General features: G+C 64.5%; 13 protein-coding genes. 2 read left to right on the top strand and 11 right to left on the bottom strand.

Going from position 1 to position 20,510, the window contains the following annotated elements; translation table 11 throughout:
• Nucleotides 1-28: 28 nt before the first annotated feature.
• Nucleotides 29-979, bottom strand: a complete 951-nt coding sequence (locus tag ACSQ3E_RS07675; protein ID WP_436122227.1) for a DMT family transporter — start codon at nucleotides 977-979, stop codon at nucleotides 29-31.
• On the bottom strand, nucleotides 976-3,285 hold the full coding sequence (locus ACSQ3E_RS07670) for a xanthine dehydrogenase family protein molybdopterin-binding subunit (RefSeq protein WP_436122226.1): 2,310 nt from the start codon (nucleotides 3,283-3,285) through the stop codon (nucleotides 976-978). Before ACSQ3E_RS07670 ends, ACSQ3E_RS07675 begins: the two co-directional genes overlap by 4 nt.
• Nucleotides 3,286-3,434: 149 nt before the next feature.
• Here ACSQ3E_RS07670 and pepN point away from each other — a divergent pair, with 149 nt between their 5' ends.
• On the top strand, nucleotides 3,435-6,080 hold the full coding sequence (gene pepN / locus ACSQ3E_RS07665) for an aminopeptidase N (RefSeq protein ID WP_436122225.1): 2,646 nt from the start codon (nucleotides 3,435-3,437) through the stop codon (nucleotides 6,078-6,080).
• A gap of 245 nt (nucleotides 6,081-6,325) precedes the next feature.
• On the top strand, nucleotides 6,326-8,656 hold the full coding sequence (locus tag ACSQ3E_RS07660) for a PAS domain-containing sensor histidine kinase (RefSeq protein WP_310323341.1): 2,331 nt from the start codon (nucleotides 6,326-6,328) through the stop codon (nucleotides 8,654-8,656).
• Between the two features lie 3 nt (nucleotides 8,657-8,659).
• Here the strand turns inward: ACSQ3E_RS07660 and ACSQ3E_RS07655 are convergent, their stop codons facing one another.
• The 9 genes from ACSQ3E_RS07655 to ccmE form a co-directional block, all read right to left on the bottom strand.
• Complete coding sequence (locus ACSQ3E_RS07655) at nucleotides 8,660-10,048, bottom strand: serine hydrolase domain-containing protein (RefSeq protein ID WP_436122224.1); 1,389 nt, start codon at nucleotides 10,046-10,048, stop codon at nucleotides 8,660-8,662.
• Nucleotides 10,049-10,180: 132 nt separating this feature from the next.
• On the bottom strand, nucleotides 10,181-10,633 hold the full coding sequence (locus ACSQ3E_RS07650) for an EF-hand domain-containing protein (protein WP_436122223.1): 453 nt from the start codon (nucleotides 10,631-10,633) through the stop codon (nucleotides 10,181-10,183).
• Nucleotides 10,634-10,699: 66 nt separating this feature from the next.
• Entirely contained in the window at nucleotides 10,700-13,663 is a 2,964-nt protein-coding gene (locus tag ACSQ3E_RS07645; RefSeq protein WP_436122222.1) for a bifunctional [glutamine synthetase] adenylyltransferase/[glutamine synthetase]-adenylyl-L-tyrosine phosphorylase, read from the bottom strand.
• Nucleotides 13,664-15,100, bottom strand: coding sequence for an ATP-binding protein (locus ACSQ3E_RS07640; protein ID WP_436122221.1), 1,437 nt, complete (start codon nucleotides 15,098-15,100; stop codon nucleotides 13,664-13,666).
• Nucleotides 15,100-15,774, bottom strand: a complete 675-nt coding sequence (locus ACSQ3E_RS07635; protein ID WP_432288437.1) for a response regulator transcription factor — start codon at nucleotides 15,772-15,774, stop codon at nucleotides 15,100-15,102. Before ACSQ3E_RS07635 ends, ACSQ3E_RS07640 begins: the two co-directional genes overlap by 1 nt.
• Nucleotides 15,775-15,962: 188 nt before the next feature.
• Nucleotides 15,963-17,492 carry a Do family serine endopeptidase gene (locus ACSQ3E_RS07630; RefSeq protein ID WP_436122220.1) on the bottom strand — a complete coding sequence of 510 codons (1,530 nt, stop codon included), beginning with the start codon at nucleotides 17,490-17,492 and terminating at the stop codon, nucleotides 15,963-15,965.
• Nucleotides 17,493-17,606: 114 nt separating this feature from the next.
• Nucleotides 17,607-18,074: a cytochrome c-type biogenesis protein gene (locus tag ACSQ3E_RS07625; RefSeq protein ID WP_436122219.1), complete on the bottom strand. Its 468-nt coding sequence runs from the start codon at nucleotides 18,072-18,074 to the stop codon at nucleotides 17,607-17,609.
• Nucleotides 18,071-20,053 carry a heme lyase CcmF/NrfE family subunit gene (locus tag ACSQ3E_RS07620; protein WP_436122218.1) on the bottom strand — a complete coding sequence of 661 codons (1,983 nt, stop codon included), beginning with the start codon at nucleotides 20,051-20,053 and terminating at the stop codon, nucleotides 18,071-18,073. The genes ACSQ3E_RS07625 and ACSQ3E_RS07620 overlap by 4 nt, the downstream gene beginning before the upstream one ends.
• A 16-nt stretch (nucleotides 20,054-20,069) precedes the next feature.
• A complete protein-coding gene (ccmE, locus tag ACSQ3E_RS07615) occupies nucleotides 20,070-20,510 on the bottom strand; it encodes a cytochrome c maturation protein CcmE (protein ID WP_436122217.1) in 441 nt (146 codons plus the stop codon).

Raw genomic sequence — 20,510 nt, 5'->3', positions numbered from 1 at the left:
CAGGCTCCAGATGTATAGTCATCGCCTCTTACTGGGGCGACGACGCTTTCTTGACGGCCTGGCGTTCCAGGCCAAGGCGCTGTTCGCGCCAGATGATGAAGATGCCGGCGGCGATGACGATGATGCCGCCGATCAGCGTGTGGATCGTCGGCAGGTCGCCGAAGACGAGATAGCCGACGGCAATGCCAAGCAACAGGGATGTGTATTCGAAGGGGGCGACGGTCGACGCCTCCGCATGGCGGTAGGCCTCGGTCATGAACAGCTGGGCAATGCCGCCGCAGAAACCGCCGGTGACGAGCAGTGCAGTCTGCTGCCAGGTCAGCGCCTGCCAGCCGAACGGGATGCTGAACAGGGCCATGACGCTGGCTGTCAGCGAGAACCACAGCACGATGGTTGCGGTGCGTTCTGTATGGACGAGGTTGCGCACAAGCAGCATGGCGATGGCCGACAGGCCCGCGCCGATGATGGCAGCCACCGCACCCATCGCTGCCTTGTCGCTGACGCCTCCGGGCGACGTGAACAGCGTCAGGTTGGGCCACGACACGATCAACACACCGACAAGACCAACCGCGACCGCGGTCCAGCGATAGGCGCGAACGTTTTCGCCGAGGATGAGCGCGCTGAAGACGACGACGAGCAGCGGCTGGGCATAGTTCAGCGTGATCGCCTCGGGCAGCGGCAGCTGCGTCAGCGCGAAGAAGCCGAAGCCCATGGCCGTGACGCCGGCCAGTCCGCGCATGATGTGGCCGACCGGGCGCTTGGTGACGACCGCCGTGCGCAGCTCGCCACGGAAGGCGAGGAAGACCAGGATCGGAAAGATGGCGAAGAAGGAGCGGTAGAACACGATCTGGCCTGCGGGCACCTGGCCGGCCAGCTTGATGGCCGTCGACATGCCGACGAAAATCGCCACTGAAATGACCTTGAGAGCGATACCTGTAAGCGGCGACGACGACGCCGCCTGAACCACGTTTTGCTTCACTGCTGCCGTGCCGCCTCTATCGCCGCCCAGATGCGCAACGGCGTCGCGGGCATTTCAATGTGGGTGATGCCGTAGGCGCGGTAGAGCGCGTCGGTCACCGCGTTGAGCGCCGCCGGCGTTGCGCCGATGGTGCCCGCCTCGCCCGCGCCCTTCATGCCCATGGCATTGGTGGTCGAGGGCACGTTGCGCGTCTCGAAATGAAAGGACGGCACGCTGTCGGCGCGCGGCATGGTGTAATCCATGAAGCTGGCCGTCAGCAACTGGCCGTCCTCGCTGTAGACCGCATCCTCCTGCAACGCCTGGCCGATGCCCTGGACGACGCCGCCATGGACCTGGCCGGCAAGCAGGATCGGATTCACCGTCGCGCCGAAATCGTCGACGATGGTGTAGGCGATCACCTCGGTCGTGCCGGTCTCCGGATCGATCTCGACTTCGCAGATATGGGTGCCGTTCGGATAGGTCGCCTCGTCCTGAACAAACTCGCCCATTGCCTTGAGATCGTCGGGGTTTTTCGCCGCAGCATGGAGATCGGCGAATGTCATGGCGCGGTCGGTGCCGACGATGCGCGCCTCGCCATTGCCAAGCTCGATGTCGGCGACAGCGGCCTCAAGTTCGTCGGCGGCGATCTTCTTTAGCTTCTCGGCAAGGGCAGCACCGGCGCGGGAGGCAGAAACGCCGCCGAGCGGGATCGAGCGTGAACCGCCGGTGCCGCCGCCCTTGGCAAGCTGGTCGGTATCGCCCTGGTGAACGCTGATGCTGGCGACGTCGAGATTGAGCTTTTCCGAGACGAACTGGGCATAGGCAGTGGCATGGCCCTGGCCGTTGGACTGGGTGCCGATGAAGACCGAAACGGTGCCGTCGGCATTGAGCTCGACCCGTGCCGGCTCGGAGCCGGCAAAGGCGCAGGCCTCGATATAGGTCGCCATGCCGATGCCACGGATTCTTCCGCGGGACTGAGCTTCGGCGAGGCGGTCGGGGAAGCTTGTCCAACCGGCGCGTTGCATTGACAGGTCCATATGGGCCTGGAACTCGCCGACGTCGTAGAGCCGGCCGGTCTGGGTCCGGTATGGGAACTGCTCGGGGCGGATGAAGTTGCGGCGGCGGATCTCGTCGACCGACAGGCCGAGATCACGGGCGCAGGCGTCAGTCAGCTTCTCGACCAGGAGCGCTGCTTCCGGGCGCCCTGCGCCACGATAGGCGTCGACGGGACAGGTGTTGGTGTAGACACCCAGGATCGTCACGTCGAGCGCCTGGATGTCGTAGACACCAGTCGACATGCTGGCGCCGATATGGGCGATGGCCGGACCGTATTGCGAGATGTAGGCGCCGAGATTGGAGAGCAGTTCGACGCGCAGGCCGAGGAAGCGACCGTTCTTGTCCATGGCCATCTCGGCCTTGACGACATTGTCGCGCCCTTGCGCATCGGTGAGGAAATGTTCGGTGCGGTCGCTGGCCCACTTGACCGGTTGGCCAAGCCGCTTGGCCGCTTCCAGCACCAGCGCATGTTCGCGGTAGACGAAGGCCTTGGTGCCGAAGCCGCCGCCGACGTCGGGGGTGACGACGCGCAGCTTGTCGGCACCGATGCCGAAGACCTGGCCGGTCAAAACCGTGCGCATCGAATGCACGCCTTGCGAGCCGGTGGTCAGCACGAAGCGGTCTTCGTCGTCGCGCCACTCGCCGATCGCCGAGCGCGGCTCCATGTAGTTGCATATCAGGCGGTTGTTGATGAACTCGACACTGGTGACGTGATCGGCCTTGGCGAAAGCGCTGTCGGTCTTGGCCTTGTCGCCAAGATGGTAGGTGAAGGCGCGGTTGGTGCCGAGCTCCGGCCACACCAGCGGCGACTCGTCGTCAAGCGCGGTCGCGGTGTTGGCGGCGGCGTCCTCGCCGTCATAGTCGACCTCGATAAGTTCGGCGGCGTCCTGGGCAAGGGCGCGGCTGTCGGCGACGATAAAGGCAACCGCATCGCCGACATAATGAACCCGGTCACGGCACAAGATCGGAATGTCGCGCGTCGGTGCACGGGTGCCGTCGGGCTGCTTCTGCATGACCGTCGACTTGAGATCGCCGAGATGTGCGACATCGGCACCTGACAGCACCAGCCGCACGCCGGGTGCGGCACGGGCATCGTCGAGAGAGCCGATCTTGAAACTCGCCTTGGCGACGGGCGAGCGCAGGACATAGCCGTGCAGCTGCGAAGTGGCCGCGATGTCGTCGGTATAGCGGCCCTTGCCGGTGATGAAGGCGCCGTCCTCGACGCGCAATACGGACGCGCCCATTCCGAATTTCGGCGTGACGACTGTCATATCTGCCTCGTGAGGATTGGTGGGGAGCGCAGCGAATGTGCGGTCCCGAACAGTTTTGCCGAGGGGGCGTTTCGTGTAAAGAGCAGCGGCCGCATATTTATGATACCAGCCTGCGGCGAGCATCCGGAAGTCGACAGGAGGGCCATCACATGCGCACTGACACTGGACAGGTGTTTCGTCTCGAAGACTACCGGCCCAGCGACTACCTGATCCCGAGAACCGAACTCGATTTCCGTCTCGGCGAAGACAGCACCAGGGTGGTGGCACGGCTGACGATCGAGCGGCGCGCCGGCATCGACAAGCCGGTGCAGCTCGAACTCGACGGCGACGGCCTGACCATGCGCCGCATCGAAATCGATGGCGAGGCGGTCGACGCGGCCGACTTCGACGCCACGCCCGACAGGCTGGTCATCCACACGCCGCCGGCATCTGGCCGCTTCACGCTGCTGATCGAGACCGAGCTGGCGCCCTCGCGCAACGAGGCGCTGATGGGCCTCTACCGCTCCAGCAATGTCTACTGCACGCAGTGCGAGGCCGAGGGTTTCCGTCGCATCACCTATTTCCTCGACCGGCCCGACATCCTGTCGGTTTACACGGTGCGCATGGAAGCGCAGCGCACTGAGGCACCGCTGCTGCTTTCCAACGGCAATCCGGTCGAGCATGGCGACCTCGCTGACGGCTGGCACTATGCCGTGTGGCACGACCCCTTCCCCAAGCCGTCCTACCTGTTTGCGCTGGTCGCGGGCGATCTTGGCTGCATCAAGGATCGCTTCGTCACCGCTTCCGGCAAGGAAGTGGAACTCGGCATCTATGTAGAGCACGGCAAGGAGAACCAGGCCGGCTACGCCATGGATTCGCTGCGCCGCTCGATGAAATGGGACGAGGGGGTGTTCGGCTGCGAATACGACCTCGACGTTTTCAACATCGTCGCCGTGTCCGATTTCAACATGGGCGCGATGGAGAACAAGGGCCTCAACATCTTCAACGACAAGTATGTGCTTGCCGACGAGGAGACCGCGACGGACACGGATTTCGCCAATATCGAGGCGATCATCGCGCATGAATATTTTCACAATTGGACAGGCAACAGAATCACTTGCCGCGACTGGTTCCAGCTCTGCCTCAAGGAAGGTCTGACGGTTTTCCGCGACCACGAGTTCTCCGCCGACCAGCGCTCACGCCCGGTCAAGCGCATCGCCGAAGTGCGCACGCTGCGCGCGCACCAGTTCCCCGAGGACCAGGGTCCGCTCGCCCATCCGGTCCGCCCGCGCCGCTATCGCGAGATCAACAACTTCTACACGCCGACCGTCTACGAAAAAGGCTCGGAAGTGGTGCGCATGATCCGCACCATTCTGGGCGCCGAGACCTTCCGCCGTGGCATGGACCTCTATCTCGAGCGTCATGACGGCGATGCCGCGACCATCGAGGATTTCGTCAAGGTGTTCGAGGACGTGTCGGGCCGCGACCTGTCGCAGTTCGCGCTCTGGTATCACCAGGCAGGCACGCCCAATCTCAGCGTGACGACGAAGCACAGCCCCGCCACCGCCGAGTTCACCATCGAGGTCGAGCAATCGGTGCCGCCGACGCCGTCGGAAAGCCGCAAGCGGCTGATGCACATTCCGCTCGCCTTCGGCCTGGTCGGCAGCGACGGCAAGGACATGGCCTTCGGAGGCGCCGAGGGCGCGACCTTCGAGGACGGCGTCATTCACGTGCGCAAGCGCAAGCATGTCGTGACCTTTTCAGGTGTCGCCGAGCGGCCGGTGCTGTCGCTCAATCGCGGCTTCTCGGCGCCGATCACGCTGAGCATCGAGCAGCGCCCGGAAGACCAGATCTTCCTCGCCTCGCATGACAGCGACGCATTCTCGCGCTGGCAGGCGTTCAACACGCTGCTGACCGACGCGATCATCGCTGCGTTCAGGAACATCCTCGGCGGCAAGCAACCGAAGTTCGGCACCGAGCTGACGGGACTGGCCGGACGCATCGCTGGCGACGGCTCGCTCGAGCATGCGTTCCGCGCTTTGGCGCTCGCCCTTCCCGGCGAAGCCGACATTGCCCGCGAGATCGGCAAGAACATCGACCCCGATGCCATCTTCGCCGGACGCGAGGCGCTGGCGCGCAGCATCGCGCAGGCTAATGGCGGAGTCTTTTCGCAGCTTTACGACGATCTGCTGATGTCCGGTCCGTTCTCGCCGGATGCGGCAAGCGCCGGACGACGAGCATTGCGCAACACGCTGCTCGACTATCTCGCGATCCTGCCTGATGGCGCGCAGCGCGCGGCAGCTCATTTCGCTTCGGCCACCAACATGACCGACCGTGCCGCGGCCCTTGCCGTGCTGGCGCATCGCCATGCCGGAAGCGAAGAAGCGAAGGCCGCGCTGGCGGAATTCGACAAGCGCTATCGCGGCGATCCGCTTGTCATGGACAAGTGGTTCATGATCCAGGCGACAGCGCCGGGCGCAGGCGCGGTCGAGGCGGTACGGGCGCTGACCGAACATCCGGCGTTCTCGATCGCCAACCCCAACCGGGTGCGCTCGCTGATCGGCGGTTTTGCCAGCGCCAACCAGACCGGCTTCCACCGTGCCGACGGCGCCGGCTACACCTTCTTCACCGAGACGGTGCTGACTGTCGAAAAGCGCAACCCGCAGGTCGCAGCGCGCCTGGCAACCGCACTCCGGTCATGGCGTTCGCTCGAGCCGAAGCGCCAGGCCAAGGCACGCGACGCGCTGCTGACGATCCAGGCCAAGGAAGGCCTGTCGGCCGATCTGCGCGACATCATCGAGCGCACGCTGGCCTGACGAGGCCGGGCCGATCCGGCCACGCATGACTTCCAAAAAGCGGCAGCCCCTGAAATCCAGGGTGCTGCCGCCTTGGTTTGGCGCGTAATACGCCGCAGCAAATCGGGCGGACTTTTAGTCGAACTTTAATCTTTTTCGCGCCGACCACTGGACAAGGCGAATCAGCTTTGATTCTTTAGTGACGATTCGGATGTTCGGCGTGTTCCGGATCGAGCTACCAGGAAACGGGATTTGGGGAGCCATTTATGGCAAAGGCGGACGCGTGGGGCGCGCCCGATGAGACTGCTTTTGGCCGTCGCAGGCAGGCGCGTAGCGCTGGTCTGGCGGGCAATGCACGCCTCATCGCCGAACCCGCATATCGCCGGCTGCTGGCCGCCGAGCCGCTGCTCCGCCGCTCCATCCCGACGCTGATCGTCATCTTCCTGATCGTGGTCGCCGGCACGCGCTTCCTGTCCTTGATGGCGCAGCGCGACGATGTCGAACGCAATGCCAAGGCGATCCTGGCGCTCTCGGCCGGCGAGCTGGTCAATGCGCTGATGGTCGGCGCCACCACGGAGCGGCCGCTTGCCGCGGCAAGCCAGGACCTGCTCGAACGCACGAGCCAGCAAGGCACGCTGAGCCGCAGCCACGTCATTGCGCTGACCGACCAGAATTTCCGCATCGTGGCCGTCAGCCCGCAATCGACCGGGTGGCAGGGCCAGGCGCTCGACGGCCTTGTTTCGGGCGGGCAGCCGCTGTTCATGTTCGGCGACCGCGCCGGCGTGATGGAGGTGCGCATCGGCGGTAGGGACTGGCTGGCGGCCGTCAGCATCGCCGACGACAAGCGCGCGGCGGCCGCCGCCATGGTGCCGCAGGACGCGGTGTTCGCCGACTGGCGCAAGACCGTGTCGCTCAATGTCGCCCTGTTCGTGATGACCGCCGGCATGCTGATCGTCATCCTCTTCGCCTATTTCAGCCAGGCGGCGCGCGCCCAGGCTGCCGACGGCATCTATCTGCAAGCACACGAGCGCATCGACCTCGCGCTGGTGCGCGGCAAGTGCGGGCTGTGGGACTGGGACATGGTGCGCGGCAAGATGTACTGGTCGCGCTCGATGTACGAACTGCTCGGCTACGAGGCCTGTGAGGCGATGCTGTCGTTCGGCGAGGTCGCCCGCATCATCCACCCCGAAGACGGCGACCTGTTCGAGCTGGCCAACCAGGTGATCATGCGCGAGGTCGACCATATCGACCGGGTGTTCCGCATGCGCCACGCCGACGGCCGCTGGGTGTGGATGCGCGCCCGCGCCCAGGTGGTGGACCCGGAAGCGCCTGAAATCCAGATGACCGGCATTGCCGTCGACATCACCGAGCAGCGCCACCTCGCCTTGCGCTCGGAGGCAGCCGACCAGCGGCTTCGGGCGGCGATCGAAAACATCACCGAATCCTTCGTGCTGTGGGATGCCAACGGGCGCCTGGTGATGTGCAATTCGAAGTACCAGCACGACAACGGCCTCGGTGACCGCGACGTGCTGCCGGGCACGGCGCGCGAGGAGATCGAGGAGCGCATGGTCGCCTTCGCTTCCGAACGACGGCTGGCCAATGCCAACGGCCCGCGCGGCGGCGCGACCTATGAGCGCCAGCTGGCCGACGGCCGCTGGCTGCAGGTCAACGAGCTGACCACACGCGACGGCGGCATGGTGTCTGTCGGTTCCGACATCACCCAGATCAAGCAGCACCAGGACAAGCTGATGGAGAGCGAGCGCCGGCTGATGGCGACGATCCACGACCTCAGCCTGGCGCGACGCTCCGAGGAAGAGCGCTCGGACGAGCTGGTCGAACTCAACCGCAAATACATGAAGGAAACCGAGCGCGCCGAGGCGGCCAACCGGGCCAAGTCGGAATTCCTCGCCAACATGTCACACGAGCTGCGCACGCCGCTCAATGCGGTGATCGGCTTTTCGGAGTTGATGGAAGGCCGCCTGTTCGGCCCGATGGGCTCGCCGCGCTACGAAGAATATGCCCGCGACATCAACTCCAGCGGCAAGTACCTGCTGGGCGTCATCAACGACATCCTCGACATGTCGAAGATCGAGGCTGGCCAGTTCTCGATGGACCGCGAGGAGATCGACCTCTGCCCGCTGATCCGCGAGACGGTCCGCGTGGTGTCGCTGCAGGCAGCGCAGAAGTCGATCACCGTGGAGACGCAGATCGCCGACTCGATGACGCTGTTCGCCGACCGTCGCGCGGTCAAGCAGATCGTCATCAACCTTTTGTCGAACGCGGTGAAGTTCACCGGCGAAGGCGGGCGCATTTCGGTGCGGGCGCGCAATGCTTCGGGCGCACTCACGTTGTCGATCGAGGACAATGGCTGCGGCATCCCCAAGGACGCGCTAGGCAAGCTCGGCCGACCGTTCGAGCAGGTGCAGAACCAGTTCTCGAAGAACCATGCTGGCTCGGGTCTCGGCCTCGCCATCTCGCGCTCGCTCGCCGAACTGCATGGCGGCGCGCTGAAGATCCGCTCGACCGAAGGCGTCGGCACCATCGTGTCGGTGCGCATCCCGGTGAAGAAGGTCGAACGGCTGGCCAAGGCCGCCTGAGGTTCAAGGCGTTTCCGGCAGCCGGGCCTCGATGAATTCCAGCGGCCGCGTGCTGGCAGGCGGATCGAGGTTGGACAACGACACCAGCACATAGCCCAGCTTGGGGAAGACATGCAGGTCGCCGCTCATGCCCGGCGCACCGCCATTGTGGCCAAAACCCTTCCAGTTGCCCTCGCCGACAACGGCGAAGCCAAGGCCGAACATCTGGACCTGCGTGCTGATCGCCTGATCGAGCATCTTCTTCGAGATGAGCCTGCCGGCTTGCAACGCGTCGACGAAACGCCAGAGGTCGCCGACGGTCGAGTAGCCGCCGCCGGCGGAGGTTCCACGCCACGGCAGGGTGTCGGTGTTCGGCACGAGCTTGCCACCCTGGTTGACGTAGCCTCTCGCGCGGCCAGGTACAGTCTCGGTTTCCGGCAGCGAGCCCGTCGATGTCATCCCGGACGGCTCGAAAATTTTCTTCTCGACATAGTCGTCATAACTCAGCCCGCTGACCTTCTCGATCAGGGCGCCGAGCAGGATGAAGCCATAGTTCGAATAGCGCTGCGCGGTGCCGGGAGCAAATAGCGGGGCGCGCTCACCATAGAGCGCAATGTAGTCGTCGATGGTCTTGAGCTTGAGCCGGTTGCGGTCGAATTCGGGACCGAAGATATCGCCGGAGCCTCCGGTGTGGGTCAGCAAATGGCGAACGGTGACCTGCTCGGCGATGTCCTTGTTGAGGTAACTGACCAAGTACTTGCCGATCGGGTCGTCGAGGCCGAGCTTGCCGGCTTCGACCAGCTGCAGGATAGCCACCGCGGTGAACATCTTGTTCATCGAGCCGATGCGGAACCTGGTGTCGACTGTCACTGATAGCTTGCGCTCGCGATCGGCCAGGCCCCAGGCTTTCTCCAATACGACCATGCCATCCTTGGCGACCAGCAATGCGCCGGAAAACCTGTCGGCAACCGCAGCTTCGTCCTGACGTTTGACTAGCGCGGCGAGCGCTTCGGCCAAGGACAGGCGCTTAGCGCCAAGACCGGGTGGCGGCGCCACCGGTTCGAGCCGAAAGCCTGTCAGTTTCGGTTCCACGCCGCCGCTCAGCGACAGCTGCAATCTTGCGAAGCGATCACCCGCCTTTTCCCTGAGAAAGGCTATGAGCGTGGTGGCGTCGCTTGTCTCGACCTTGACCAGTTCGAAGCCGCCGGTCTGGCCGCGCAAGGCGGCCATGCCGGCGATCGGGTCCTGTGGCTGGTAGGTGCGGTCGAAGGCTTCGGCCTTCGCCGTGTCGCCACTATTGAAGGCTTCAAGCAGTTCGGCGAGCACCTTGCCCGGCGGCGTCGGCGGCAATGCCGCTTGGGCTATAGCGGCAGCGGAAATGAACAGCGAGAAAATGGCAGCGATCCAGCTCATGGCGGCACTCCTTTGTTGGAGGCGAGCAGAGGCCGGCTGCATTGCGGCAAGGTTGCGCAAGGTCGTGTCCGGACAAAACAAAACCTCCCGGATAGGCAATCTCCGGGAGGTTTCTCAGCTTAGGCGTCCGCGTTAGTGCTTGCCGTCGCGACCATGCCAGCCGCGGACAGGCATCTCGTCCTTGACGATCTTGCCGTCGTCGTTGCGGTCGAGCAGCGCAAACATCTTCTTCTGCCGCGACTCGATTTCCGCCTTGGTCAGCTCGCCGTCGCCATTGGCGTCGAAGCGCTTGATCAGGCGCTCAGCCATGCGCTCGGCGCGCATGCGCTGGATCTGGTCCGCCACCTCGGCAACTGTGATCTTGCCGTCGGTGTTTTCATCGGCATCCAGCAGCCGGGTGTTCATGGCGGCAGCGAACTCCTCGAAGGTGACGTCGCCGCTCTTGTCGGCATCGGCCCGTTCGAAACGCATCTGCGGCTTCATGTTCTGGCCGCGCTGCCCCTGCCCGTTGGCGGCAAAGGCGGAGGTTCCGGCAGTGCCGGCGAGGGCGAGAAAGGCGATCGCGATCCTTGTTGACGTGTTCATGGGGTTTCTCCTGTTGCATCGACACCCCCGATGCTGACCGAAGCGCTGACGCGGCGTCCCATCGCCTCATTTGCGCTTCGCACGGAGCAGAAGGTCAAAGTGGTCCCTGACCTTCTGCGACGTCTCCTTGAGATGCGCCTCCAGCACGCTGAAATCGGGAAGGTCGGTTGCTGCTAGCAGCAGGTCCGACAATCCCGGCGGAACATCGTTCCGTTCGAACGCACCGGTGAGGCACAGCCTCGTCATTTGTGTGATCGCCTGATAGAGCACGTAGGCATCGACGAGATCCTGCCGCACCTGCGCATCGGCGAAGCCTGGCGCTAGCCGATGCAGCGTCTCGGCCGTTCCAGTGGCGTGCCCGTTGCCCTCGATCTGGCCGGTCAGGACCGCGACCTGGGCGATGAATTCCAGATCGATCAGCCCGCCCGGGACCAGCTTGATGTCCCAGAGATCGTGCGGCGGCTTTTCGTCCTCGATCATCTGGCGCATCTCGCGCGCCTCGGTCGTTACCTTGGCGGCATCGCGCGGCAAGGCGATGATGGCGGCGACCTCGGCTTCGACCTCGGTGCAGAGCGAAGCGTCGCCGGCAATCGGGCGGGCGCGGGTCAACGCCATGTGCTCCCAGGTCCAGGCTTCGCCGCGCTGATACTTGCGGAACGAGTCGATATGGGTGGCCACCGGCCCCTTGTTGCCTGAGGGGCGCAGCCGGAGGTCGAGTTCATAGAGCACGCCTTCGGCGGTGGGCGCCGATACCGCGGCGATCAGGCGCTGGGTCATGCGCGAGAAGTAATGCGACGGCGCCATCGGCTTGTCGCCGTCGGACTCCTCGGCATTCTCGCTGTGGTCGTAGAGCAGGATCAGATCGACGTCGGAGCCGGCGGTCAGTTCGCGGCTGCCGAGCTTGCCCATGCCGAGGATCGCTACCCTGCCGCCGGCGATCTTGCCGTGGCGGCGGGCGAATTCGGCCTCGACGGCCTCGAGTGCCGCCCCGACCGTCAGGTCGGCAAGATCAGAAAAAGCCTTGCCGGCACGGGCGGCGTCGATCGCGCCTGCGAGCAAACGGACGCCGATCAGGAATTTCTGCTCGGCGGCAAAGATGCGCAGGCGGTCGAGCACCTCCTCGTAGAGCCGGGTGCTTTCGAGGAAGGCCGCAAGGCGCGCGGCAAGATAGGCGCGGTCCGGCAGTTCGGACAGCAATGCCGGGTCGAGCAGGCCGTCGAAAACATGTGGCCGGCGCGTGATGATGCCGGCCAGCCGGGGTGCTGCACCCATGATGGTGGCGAGCAGCTTGAGCAGTGCCGGATTGGACTGGAGCAGCGAAAACAGCTGGATGCCTGCCGGCAGGCCGGCGAGGAACTCGTCGAAACGCATCAGCGCCTCGTCGGCGCGGCGGGTCTTGCCGAAGGCTTCGAGCAGCGCTGGCGTGAGTTCGGTCAGGCGTTCGCGCGCTTCGGCAGACTGGGTCGCGCGGTAGCGGCCAAAATGCCAGCTGCGAATGACGCGGCAGATATCGGAGGGACGCTGGAAACCGAGCTGGCGCAACGTATGCAGCGTGTCGGGATCGTCGACGTCGCCGGTGAAGACGAGATTTCCGACGCCGGAGGACAGCTCGGGCGCCGCCTCGAACAGCGCCGCATAATGACGCTCGACCTCTTGCAGCGAAGCACGGAACACCTTGGAGAAGGCATCCGCATCGGCAAAGCCAAGCATGTGGGCAATGCGCTGGAGGCCCTCATCGTCTTCCGGCAGCATGTGGGTCTGCTCGTCGGCGACCATCTGGATGGCGTGCTCGACGCTGCGCAGGAACCAGTATTGCCGTTCGAGCGCATCGCGCGCCTCCGGCGTGATCCAGCCGCGCAAGGCAAGCTGCGTCAGCATTGGCACCGTTGCCCGGCCGCGCAATTCAGGAAAGCGGCCGCCTGCGATCAGCTGCTGGGTCTGGACGAAGAACTCGATTTCGCGGATGCCGCCTCGGCCGAGCTTGACGTTGTGGCCCTTGACCGCAACCTCGCCATGACCCTTGTGGGCGTGAATCTGGCGCTTGATCGAATGGACGTCGGCGATCGCCGCATAATCCATATATTTGCGCCAGACATAGGGCTGAAGCTCCTTGAGGAAGGCCTCGCCGGCGGCGATGTCGCCGGCCACCGGACGCGCCTTGATCATCGCGGCGCGTTCCCAGTTCTGGCCGCGGCTTTCGTAATAGTGCAGGGCTGCAAGGACCGGAATGGCGAGCGGCGTCGAACCGGGATCGGGGCGCAGCCGCAGGTCGGTGCGGAAGACATAACCGTGCTCGGTGCGGTCCTGCATGATGCGGACAAGCCGCCGGGTGAGCCGGGCGAACAGCTCCGTTGCTTCATACGGGTCTGCGATCGCCGGCGCCTCGGGATCGAAGAACACCACAAGGTCGATGTCGGACGAGAAGTTCAGCTCGTGGGCACCGAGCTTGCCCATGCCGAGCAATATCCAGCCGGACCCGACGGTCGGGTTTTCGGGATCGGGCAGCTTGAGCTTGCCCTGGCCATGCGCGTCCCTGAGCAGGAAATTGACCGCAGCACTGGTGCACAGGTCGGCAAGGTCGCTCAGCCGGCGCACGCTGTCGGCCGCACTCGCCTCACCCGAGAGGTCGGCAAGCGCGATCAGGAAATGTGCCTCGGCCTTCAGCCGGCGCAAGCGCATCATCAGGGCGTTTTCGACGATGCCGTCCTCGAACGGGATCGCGGCCATCGCGATGCCGATGTCGACGAGCCGCTGCTCGATGGTCTGGTCGAACAGCCTGTCCAGAATTTCGGGCTGCCGCCGGGCGCTGTCGCGCATGAATGCGGAGAGATCGAAGACGGCGGCAAGAAAGGACTGAGCAACACCCTTCGCCTCCAGGAAGGCGGCGAGACGGTCGAGCCCCTCCTCCTTGGCCACGCCTGCAAACTCCGCCAACTCGCGCTGCGCGCGCTCCGGGTCGAGCGGCGCGACGTTGGTTAAGGGCTCCAGAAGCCACTCGGTCGCTGTCTTGCTCGCGGCCACGGTTTTCATCTATGCGTCCTTCGATCCGGGAAAGCCCATCAGGACCGATAATCCGGGATTGCCGGGCAGAAGATCAAGCCGGCCATTGTGAAACTTCATCACCGCCTTGGCGAGGCTGAGCCCGAGCCCGGAGCCCGGTTGCGAGCGGCTCTTCTCCAGACGGACGAAGCGCTCGGTGGCCCGCGCCCGATCGCCTTCGTCGGGAATGCCAAGGCCATTGTCGGACACCTGCAGCCGAACCTCGTCGCCTTCGCGCTGCAGGGTGACGCCGACATGGGGCTTTTCAACCGATCCGGCAGAATATTTGATGGCGTTGTCGATGATGTTGGACAGCGCCTGGGCAATCAATTCACGATTACCGTTGACGACGACAGGACCGGCGACGCTCGCCTCGAAGCCAACGCCCAGTTCTTCGGCAACCGGCTCGTAGAGCTCGACGACGTCGTGAACGACAGCGGCGAGATCGACCTTGTCGGTCGACTCGGCGGAGTAGCCGGCCTCGAGGCGCGAGATCATCAGGATCGCGTTGAAGGTGCGGATGAGCTGGTCGGACTCGGCGATTGTGCCTTCGAGCGCCTCGCGGTAGTCGGCTCCGGTCTTCTTGCCCGACAGGGCCGCCTCGGCGCGGTTGCGCAGGCGCGTCAGTGGGGTCTTGAGGTCGTGGGCGATGTTGTCGGAAACCTGCTTCAGCCCGTCGTTGAGATGGGCGATGCGGGCCAGCATGGCGTTGAGGTTTTCCGAGAGCCGGTCGAACTCGTCGCCGGCACCTGTCACCGGCAGGCGGCCGCTGAGGTCGCCGGCCATGATGCGCCGGCTGGCCTCGGAAACGCTGTCGATGTGCTTCAGCGCGCGGCGGCCGACGAAATACCAGATCAGCAACGCGCCGAAACCCATCATGGCAAGTGCCAGCATCAGCGAGCGCTGGATCACGTCGCGGAAACGTTCGGGTTCGCCGAGGTCGCGGCCGACCATCAGGATCATCTGGTTGGGCAGGCGCAGTACCACAGCAATGGCGTTGTGGCCGACCTCCGTCGGCGTTTCCGCCTCGGTCGATTGGCGCCTGCCGGCGGCTTCGCCGTAGCGCTCATAGGAAAAAGGCAGTTCGGTCCAGCCCTCGCGCTGCAGCACGCCCGGCTGGATGCTCTGGACGTTGCCCGACAGGATCTGGCCGTTCGGGTCGGCAAGCAGATAGAGGTTGGCGCCGGGCTGGCGCGAACGCTGTTCGACCACGCGCACCAGCACCGGGATGCCGCCACGTTGATAGCCGCGGGCAAGGCCCTGGACCTCTTCGTTGATGGTTTCCTGGGTCTGCACCATCAGCATGCGTGCCGACAGCGACGTCATGTAGAAGACCAGGAGGACCGCGCAGAGGGCGAAAAGCAAGAGGTAGAGCGCCGAGAGGCGCGCTGCGGTCGTCTTCATGATGGCCGGCAGCCTGAATGCCATCAGCCGGCCTTGAGCATGTAGCCTGCGCCACGGATGGTGTGCAGGATCGGCTTCTCGAAGCCTTTCTCGATCTTGCCGCGCAGCCGCGAAATGTGGACGTCGATGACATTGGTCTGCGGATCGAAATGGTAGTCCCAGACATTTTCGAGCAGCATCGTGCGCGTCACCACCTGGCCGGCGTGGCGCATCAGATATTCGAGCAGGCGGTATTCGCGCGGCTGCAGCACGATCTCCTGCGAGGCGCGACGCACCGTATGCGACAGCCGGTCGATCTCGAGATCGCCAACCCGGTAGAGCGTTTCGGATTCACGCGTCGGGGCACGCCTGTTGAGCACTTCGACACGCGCCAGCAATTCCGAGAACGCGTAGGGTTTGGTGAGATAGTCGTCGCCGCCGGCGCGCAGACCGGTGACCCGGTCGTCGACCTCGCCGAGCGCCGACAAGATCAGCACAGGTGTCGTGTTGCCGCGCGAACGCAGGCCGGCGATCACCGAAAGACCATCGCGCCTCGGCAGCATGCGATCGACGACGAGGACATCGTATTCGGCAGCATCGGCAAGCGCGAAACCTGAATCGCCGTCGCCCGCGACATGGGCGGTGTGGCCAGCTTCCGCGAATGCCTTCTGCATGTAGTCGGCGGCCTCACGGTCATCTTCGATGACAAGAATCTTCATGCCGTCGTTATACGCGATTTTGTGGGATGTCAGAGGCGACATGTCGTTTCCTCCTAACGTGAATGTGGCAGCGGACGATGGGAGCCCGCTGCCACCGGTGCCGGAATCGAAGACTGACAAACTATCCGGCGCCGTAAGCTCCCGCCGTGCGACTGGGGGTGATGAAGCCACCCAGCGGGAGCGAACGGTCAGCCCTGATTGAGCGGCAGGGCGACGAACCGGTTGGAGTCCTCGCGGCTGATCTGGAACAGGACGGCCTTGCGTCCTGCCTTCTCCGCCTGGTCGAGCGCCTTGGTGACGTCGGACGCCGACTGGACCTCGACGGCATTAACCGCGGTGATCACGTCGCCGGCCTGGATGCCGCGGTCGGCAGCGTCGCTAGAGGGGTCGACATCGGTGATGACCAGGCCCTTGCCGTCCTCGGAACGGGTCACGGTCAGGCCGAGGTCAGCCAGGGTGCTCGGCTCGGCCGGCGACGACGGCTGGTCGGCCGAGGCCTTCTTGTCGCCGCCCGGGATCTCGCCGAGGTTGACCTTCAGGGTTTCGGCCTTGCCGTTGCGCCAGACGGTGACGTCGATAGACTTTCCTGGAGTGATGCCGGCGATCAGGCGCGACAGTTCCTTCGGCGAGCCAACGTCCTGGCCATTGACACCGGTGATGATGTCGCCGGCGGCGATGCCCGCCTGCTTGGCCGGACCGGCATCCTGGGCGCTCGCCACGAGAGCGCCCTTCTCGTTCTTCAGGCCGAGAGATTCCGCGACATCGGCGGTCACGGGCTGGATTTCCACGCCGAGCCAGCCACGCTGCACGCTGCCGCTCTTCATCAGGTCCTGGACCACCTGCTTGGCGGTCGAGGCGGGGATGGCGAAGGCAATGCCGACATTGCCGCCCGAGGGCGAGAAGATGGCAGTGTTGATGCCGACGACTTCGCCGTTCAGGTTGAAGGCGGGGCCGCCCGAATTGCCGCGGTTCACAGCAGCGTCGATCTGCAGGAAGTCGTCATAGGGGCCGGCGCCGATGTCGCGGCCACGGGCCGAGACGATGCCGGCGGTAACGGTGCCGCCGAGGCCGAACGGATTGCCGACGGCAACGACCCAGTCGCCGACGCGAACCTTGGCGTCGTCGGCAAAGCCGACATAGGTGAACTTGGTGCTGGCATCGACCTTGAGCACGGCCAGATCGGTGCGCGGATCGGTGCCGATCAGCTTGGCATCATATTCCTTGCCGTCATTGGCGACCACCGTATAGGCGGTGCCGTCCGAGACAACGTGGTTGTTGGTGACGAGATAACCGTCCTCAGAGATGAAGAAGCCCGAACCCTGCGCGACCGGACGCGGCTTCTGGCTGCCGTCGCGACGATTGAAGCGCGGACGATCCTGGTTGCCGTTGCCGTCCTGGCCAAACTGGCGGAAGAAGCGCTTCAGCGGGTGATTATCGGGAAGGTCGTCAAAACCCTGCTCGTTGGAGAAGGGCGACATGCCACGGTCAGCAGCCGGGTCGATCCGCGCCTTGACCTGGACGCTGACGACTGCCGGCGAGACCTGCTGGACGACATCGGCGAAGCCGGGTGCCTGGGGCGCTTCGACACGCACTGCCTCGGCATAGACGGGGGCCGTTCCGCCGGTGACGGCGCCGAGGCCAATCGCGCCCGCCAGGGCGACGGATGCGGCGGCAGCCATGAGACGCTTGCGAGAACGCGAAAGGGGGGTGGTGCTCATTGTCTCTAATCCTCTTGAACGGGATGCAGTGGAGTCGCATCCGTTGGTTCAAGAGATAGAGAAGCTCACATTACGCCACCATTTCCGAAGCATGAAACTTTCGTAATGTTCGGCTCAGGCGTCCTTGTTCAGGATCGCGTCAAGTGCTGCCTGCTCGTCCCTGGTCAGGCCGGCTGGCTCCTGCCTGCGCCGCGAGCGCGCCGACAGGAATACGAAGGCACCGCCACCGAACAGGAGCAGCACCGGCGTGCCCCACAGCAAGGCATTGCGCAGGTTGAACTGCGGCTTGAGCAGCACGAATTCGCCATAACGCGAAACGATGTAGGCCATCACCTGCTCGTCGCTGTCGCCGGCAAGCAGCCGCTCGCGCAACAGCACGCGCAGATCGCCGGCCAGTTCGGCATCGGACTCGTCGATGGACTGGTTCTGGCAGACCATACAACGCAGCTCTTCCGAAAGCAGCCGCGCGCGTGCCTCGAGCTTCGGATCGGCAAGCATTTCGCTGGGCTTCACCGCAAGTGCTGTTCCTGCAAACAGCAGCGCTGCGACAAATCCGGCGATCGCAGGCAGCCGGGCTGTCATGGCGTCACCGCCAAAGGTTTGGCGGACTTGCGCCGTGCCGGCGCGCCCACCCGCAGGCGGCGGTCCAGCAGCGAGACGAAGCCACCCAGCATCATCACCAGCGAACCGCCCCAGATCAGCGTCACCAGCGGCTTCCACCACACACGCACGACCACCGAGCCATCGCCCGATTCATCGCCGAGCGAGATGTAGAGCTGGCTGAGCCACATCGTCTTGATGCCGGCCTCCGTCGTCGGCATCTGGCGCACCGGATAGAAGCGCTTGGACGACATGATGACATCGCTCGGCTGGCCATTGGCGCCAAGCAGTGAGAAATGGCCCTGGTCCTCGGTGAAGTTGGGCCCACGGACCGGCGTCAATCCGTCGAAGCGCAGGCTGTGGCCCGAGATTTCCACGACCTGACCCGGCTTCATGACCAGGATTGCTTCCTTTTCGAAAGAAAGGACGCCAACGATGCCGAGCAGCGTCAAGCCAAGGCCAAGATGGGCGATTGCCGTGCCGAACACCGAGCGCGGCAGGCCGACGAAGCGGCGCAGCGCCATGCCAGGCGCGACATTGCCGATACCCGCCTTCAAGGCGAGATCGGTGAGCGCGCCAAGCACGAGCCAGGCAGAAAGACCAGCACCAAGGGCCGCGAACACCGAGGCGCCATCAATGAACAGGTACGTCACGAGGACAGCCAGAAGTGCCGCGCCAAAGGCAAACATCAGTCGCTGCGCCACCGCAAAGACATCGCCGCGCTTCCAGGCCAGCAGCGGGCCGAAGGGCACGACGACCAGAAGCGGGATCATCAGCGGGCCGAAGGTGAGGTTGAAGAACGGCTCGCCGACGGAAATCTTGTCGCCGAACATCGCCTCGACGACCAGCGGATAGAGCGTGCCGATCAGCACAGTCGCGGTCGCCGTGGTCAGGAACAGATTGTTCAGTACCAGCGCGCCTTCGCGCGAGATCGGATGGAAGATGCCGCCCGCTGTCAACGACGAGGCCCGGAAGGCAAACAGCGCCAGCGAACCGCCGATGAACAGCGTCAGGATGCACAGGATGAACACGCCGCGGCTCGGGTCACTGGCAAAGGAGTGAACCGAGGTCAGCACGCCTGAACGCACCAGGAATGTACCGAGCAACGACAGCGAGAACGTCAGGATCGCAAGCAGCAGCGTCCAGATCTTCAGCGCTGAGCGCTTTTCCATGACGATGGCCGAGTGCAGCAGTGCGGTGCCGGCCAGCCAAGGCATGAAGGAGGCGTTCTCGACCGGGTCCCAGAACCAGAAGCCGCCCCAGCCGAGTTCGTAATAGGCCCAATAGGAGCCCATGGCGATGCCGCCGGTCAGGAACACCCAGGCAGCGAGCGTCCACGGCCGCACCCAGCGCGCCCATGCCGCGTCGATGCGGCCCTCGATCAGCGCTGCCACGGCAAAGGAGAAGCAGACGGAGAAGCCGACATAACCGAGATAAAGCAGCGGCGGATGAACCGCGAGACCAATGTCCTGGAGGATCGGGTTGAGATCCTTGCCTTCGATCGGTGCCGGTACGAGGCGAGCGAATGGGTTCGATGTGATGAGGATGAAGAGGAGAAAGGCCGTGCCGATCCAGCCCTGAACCGCAAGCACGTTGGCACGCAGGGTGGCCGGCAGATTGCCGCCAAAGGCAGCGACGAGCGCGCCGAAGAAGCTGAGGATCAGCACCCACAAAAGCATCGAGCCCTCGTGGTTGCCCCATGTCCCGGTGAACTTGTAGATCAGCGGCTGTAGCGAGTGGGAATTTTCCCAGACATTGGTGACCGAGAAGTCCGACTGGACATAGGCCACCGTCAGCGCGGCGAACGACAACGCGATCATGGCGAAGCCGGTGACGGTGACCGGCCCGCCAACCGCCATCAGCCTGGCGTCGCCCTTGTGCGCACCGTAGAGCGGCACCAGCGACTGGACCAGCGACAGGACTAGCGCGAGGACTAGCGAGAAGTGACCCGTCTCAACCATCAGCGCTGCCCGTCATTCATTGGGTGGTTTCCTGCCAAACGCCCTTCGCCTTCAGGCTGTCGGCGACTTCCTTGGGCATGTAGTTCTCGTCATGCTTGGCCAGCACGCTGTCGGCGATGAAGTCGCCGTCGGGCCCGAAGCTGCCCTCGGTGATCACACCCTGCCCTTCGCGAAACAGATCGGGCAAGATGCCGGTGTAGCGCACTTTCACCGTCTTCTCGGAATCGGTCACGCCGAACGCGACCTGGGTGCCCTGCCCGCGCACGATGCTGCCGTTCTCGACAAGACCGCCAAGACGAATGCGCTGGCCGGGCTCAAGGGTCGCGGTCTGCAGATCCGCGGGCATGTAGAAATAGGACGCCTTCTGGCCAAGCGCGTAAAAGGTCAGCGCGGTGGCGGCCCCTAGGAAGGCCAGCGCGCCTGCGATCACCGAAAGCCGTTTTTGCTTGCGCGTCAT

Source organism: Aminobacter sp. LjRoot7 (genome assembly GCF_964252895.1).
Taxonomy (GTDB): domain Bacteria; phylum Pseudomonadota; class Alphaproteobacteria; order Rhizobiales; family Rhizobiaceae; genus Aminobacter; species Aminobacter aminovorans_B.
Note: the sequence above shows the minus strand (reverse complement) of the source record. Positions and strands in the feature narration are given on the sequence as shown.

Excerpts from the sequence above, each read along its gene's own strand:
- ACSQ3E_RS07670 (WP_436122226.1), bottom strand. The coding sequence starts at position 3,285 with ATGACAGTCGTCACGCCGAAATTCGGAATGGGCGCGTCCGTATTGCGC.
- pepN (WP_436122225.1), top strand. The coding sequence starts at position 3,435 with ATGCGCACTGACACTGGACAGGTGTTTCGTCTCGAAGACTACCGGCCC.
- ACSQ3E_RS07660 (WP_310323341.1), top strand. The coding sequence starts at position 6,326 with ATGGCAAAGGCGGACGCGTGGGGCGCGCCCGATGAGACTGCTTTTGGC.
- ACSQ3E_RS07655 (WP_436122224.1), bottom strand. The coding sequence starts at position 10,048 with ATGAGCTGGATCGCTGCCATTTTCTCGCTGTTCATTTCCGCTGCCGCT.
- ACSQ3E_RS07650 (WP_436122223.1), bottom strand. The coding sequence starts at position 10,633 with ATGAACACGTCAACAAGGATCGCGATCGCCTTTCTCGCCCTCGCCGGC.
- ACSQ3E_RS07645 (WP_436122222.1), bottom strand. The coding sequence starts at position 13,663 with ATGAAAACCGTGGCCGCGAGCAAGACAGCGACCGAGTGGCTTCTGGAG.
- ACSQ3E_RS07640 (WP_436122221.1), bottom strand. The coding sequence starts at position 15,100 with ATGGCATTCAGGCTGCCGGCCATCATGAAGACGACCGCAGCGCGCCTC.
- ACSQ3E_RS07635 (WP_432288437.1), bottom strand. The coding sequence starts at position 15,774 with ATGAAGATTCTTGTCATCGAAGATGACCGTGAGGCCGCCGACTACATG.
- ACSQ3E_RS07630 (WP_436122220.1), bottom strand. The coding sequence starts at position 17,492 with ATGAGCACCACCCCCCTTTCGCGTTCTCGCAAGCGTCTCATGGCTGCC.
- ACSQ3E_RS07625 (WP_436122219.1), bottom strand. The coding sequence starts at position 18,074 with ATGACAGCCCGGCTGCCTGCGATCGCCGGATTTGTCGCAGCGCTGCTG.
- ACSQ3E_RS07620 (WP_436122218.1), bottom strand. The coding sequence starts at position 20,053 with ATGGTTGAGACGGGTCACTTCTCGCTAGTCCTCGCGCTAGTCCTGTCG.
- ccmE (WP_436122217.1), bottom strand. The coding sequence starts at position 20,510 with ATGACGCGCAAGCAAAAACGGCTTTCGGTGATCGCAGGCGCGCTGGCC.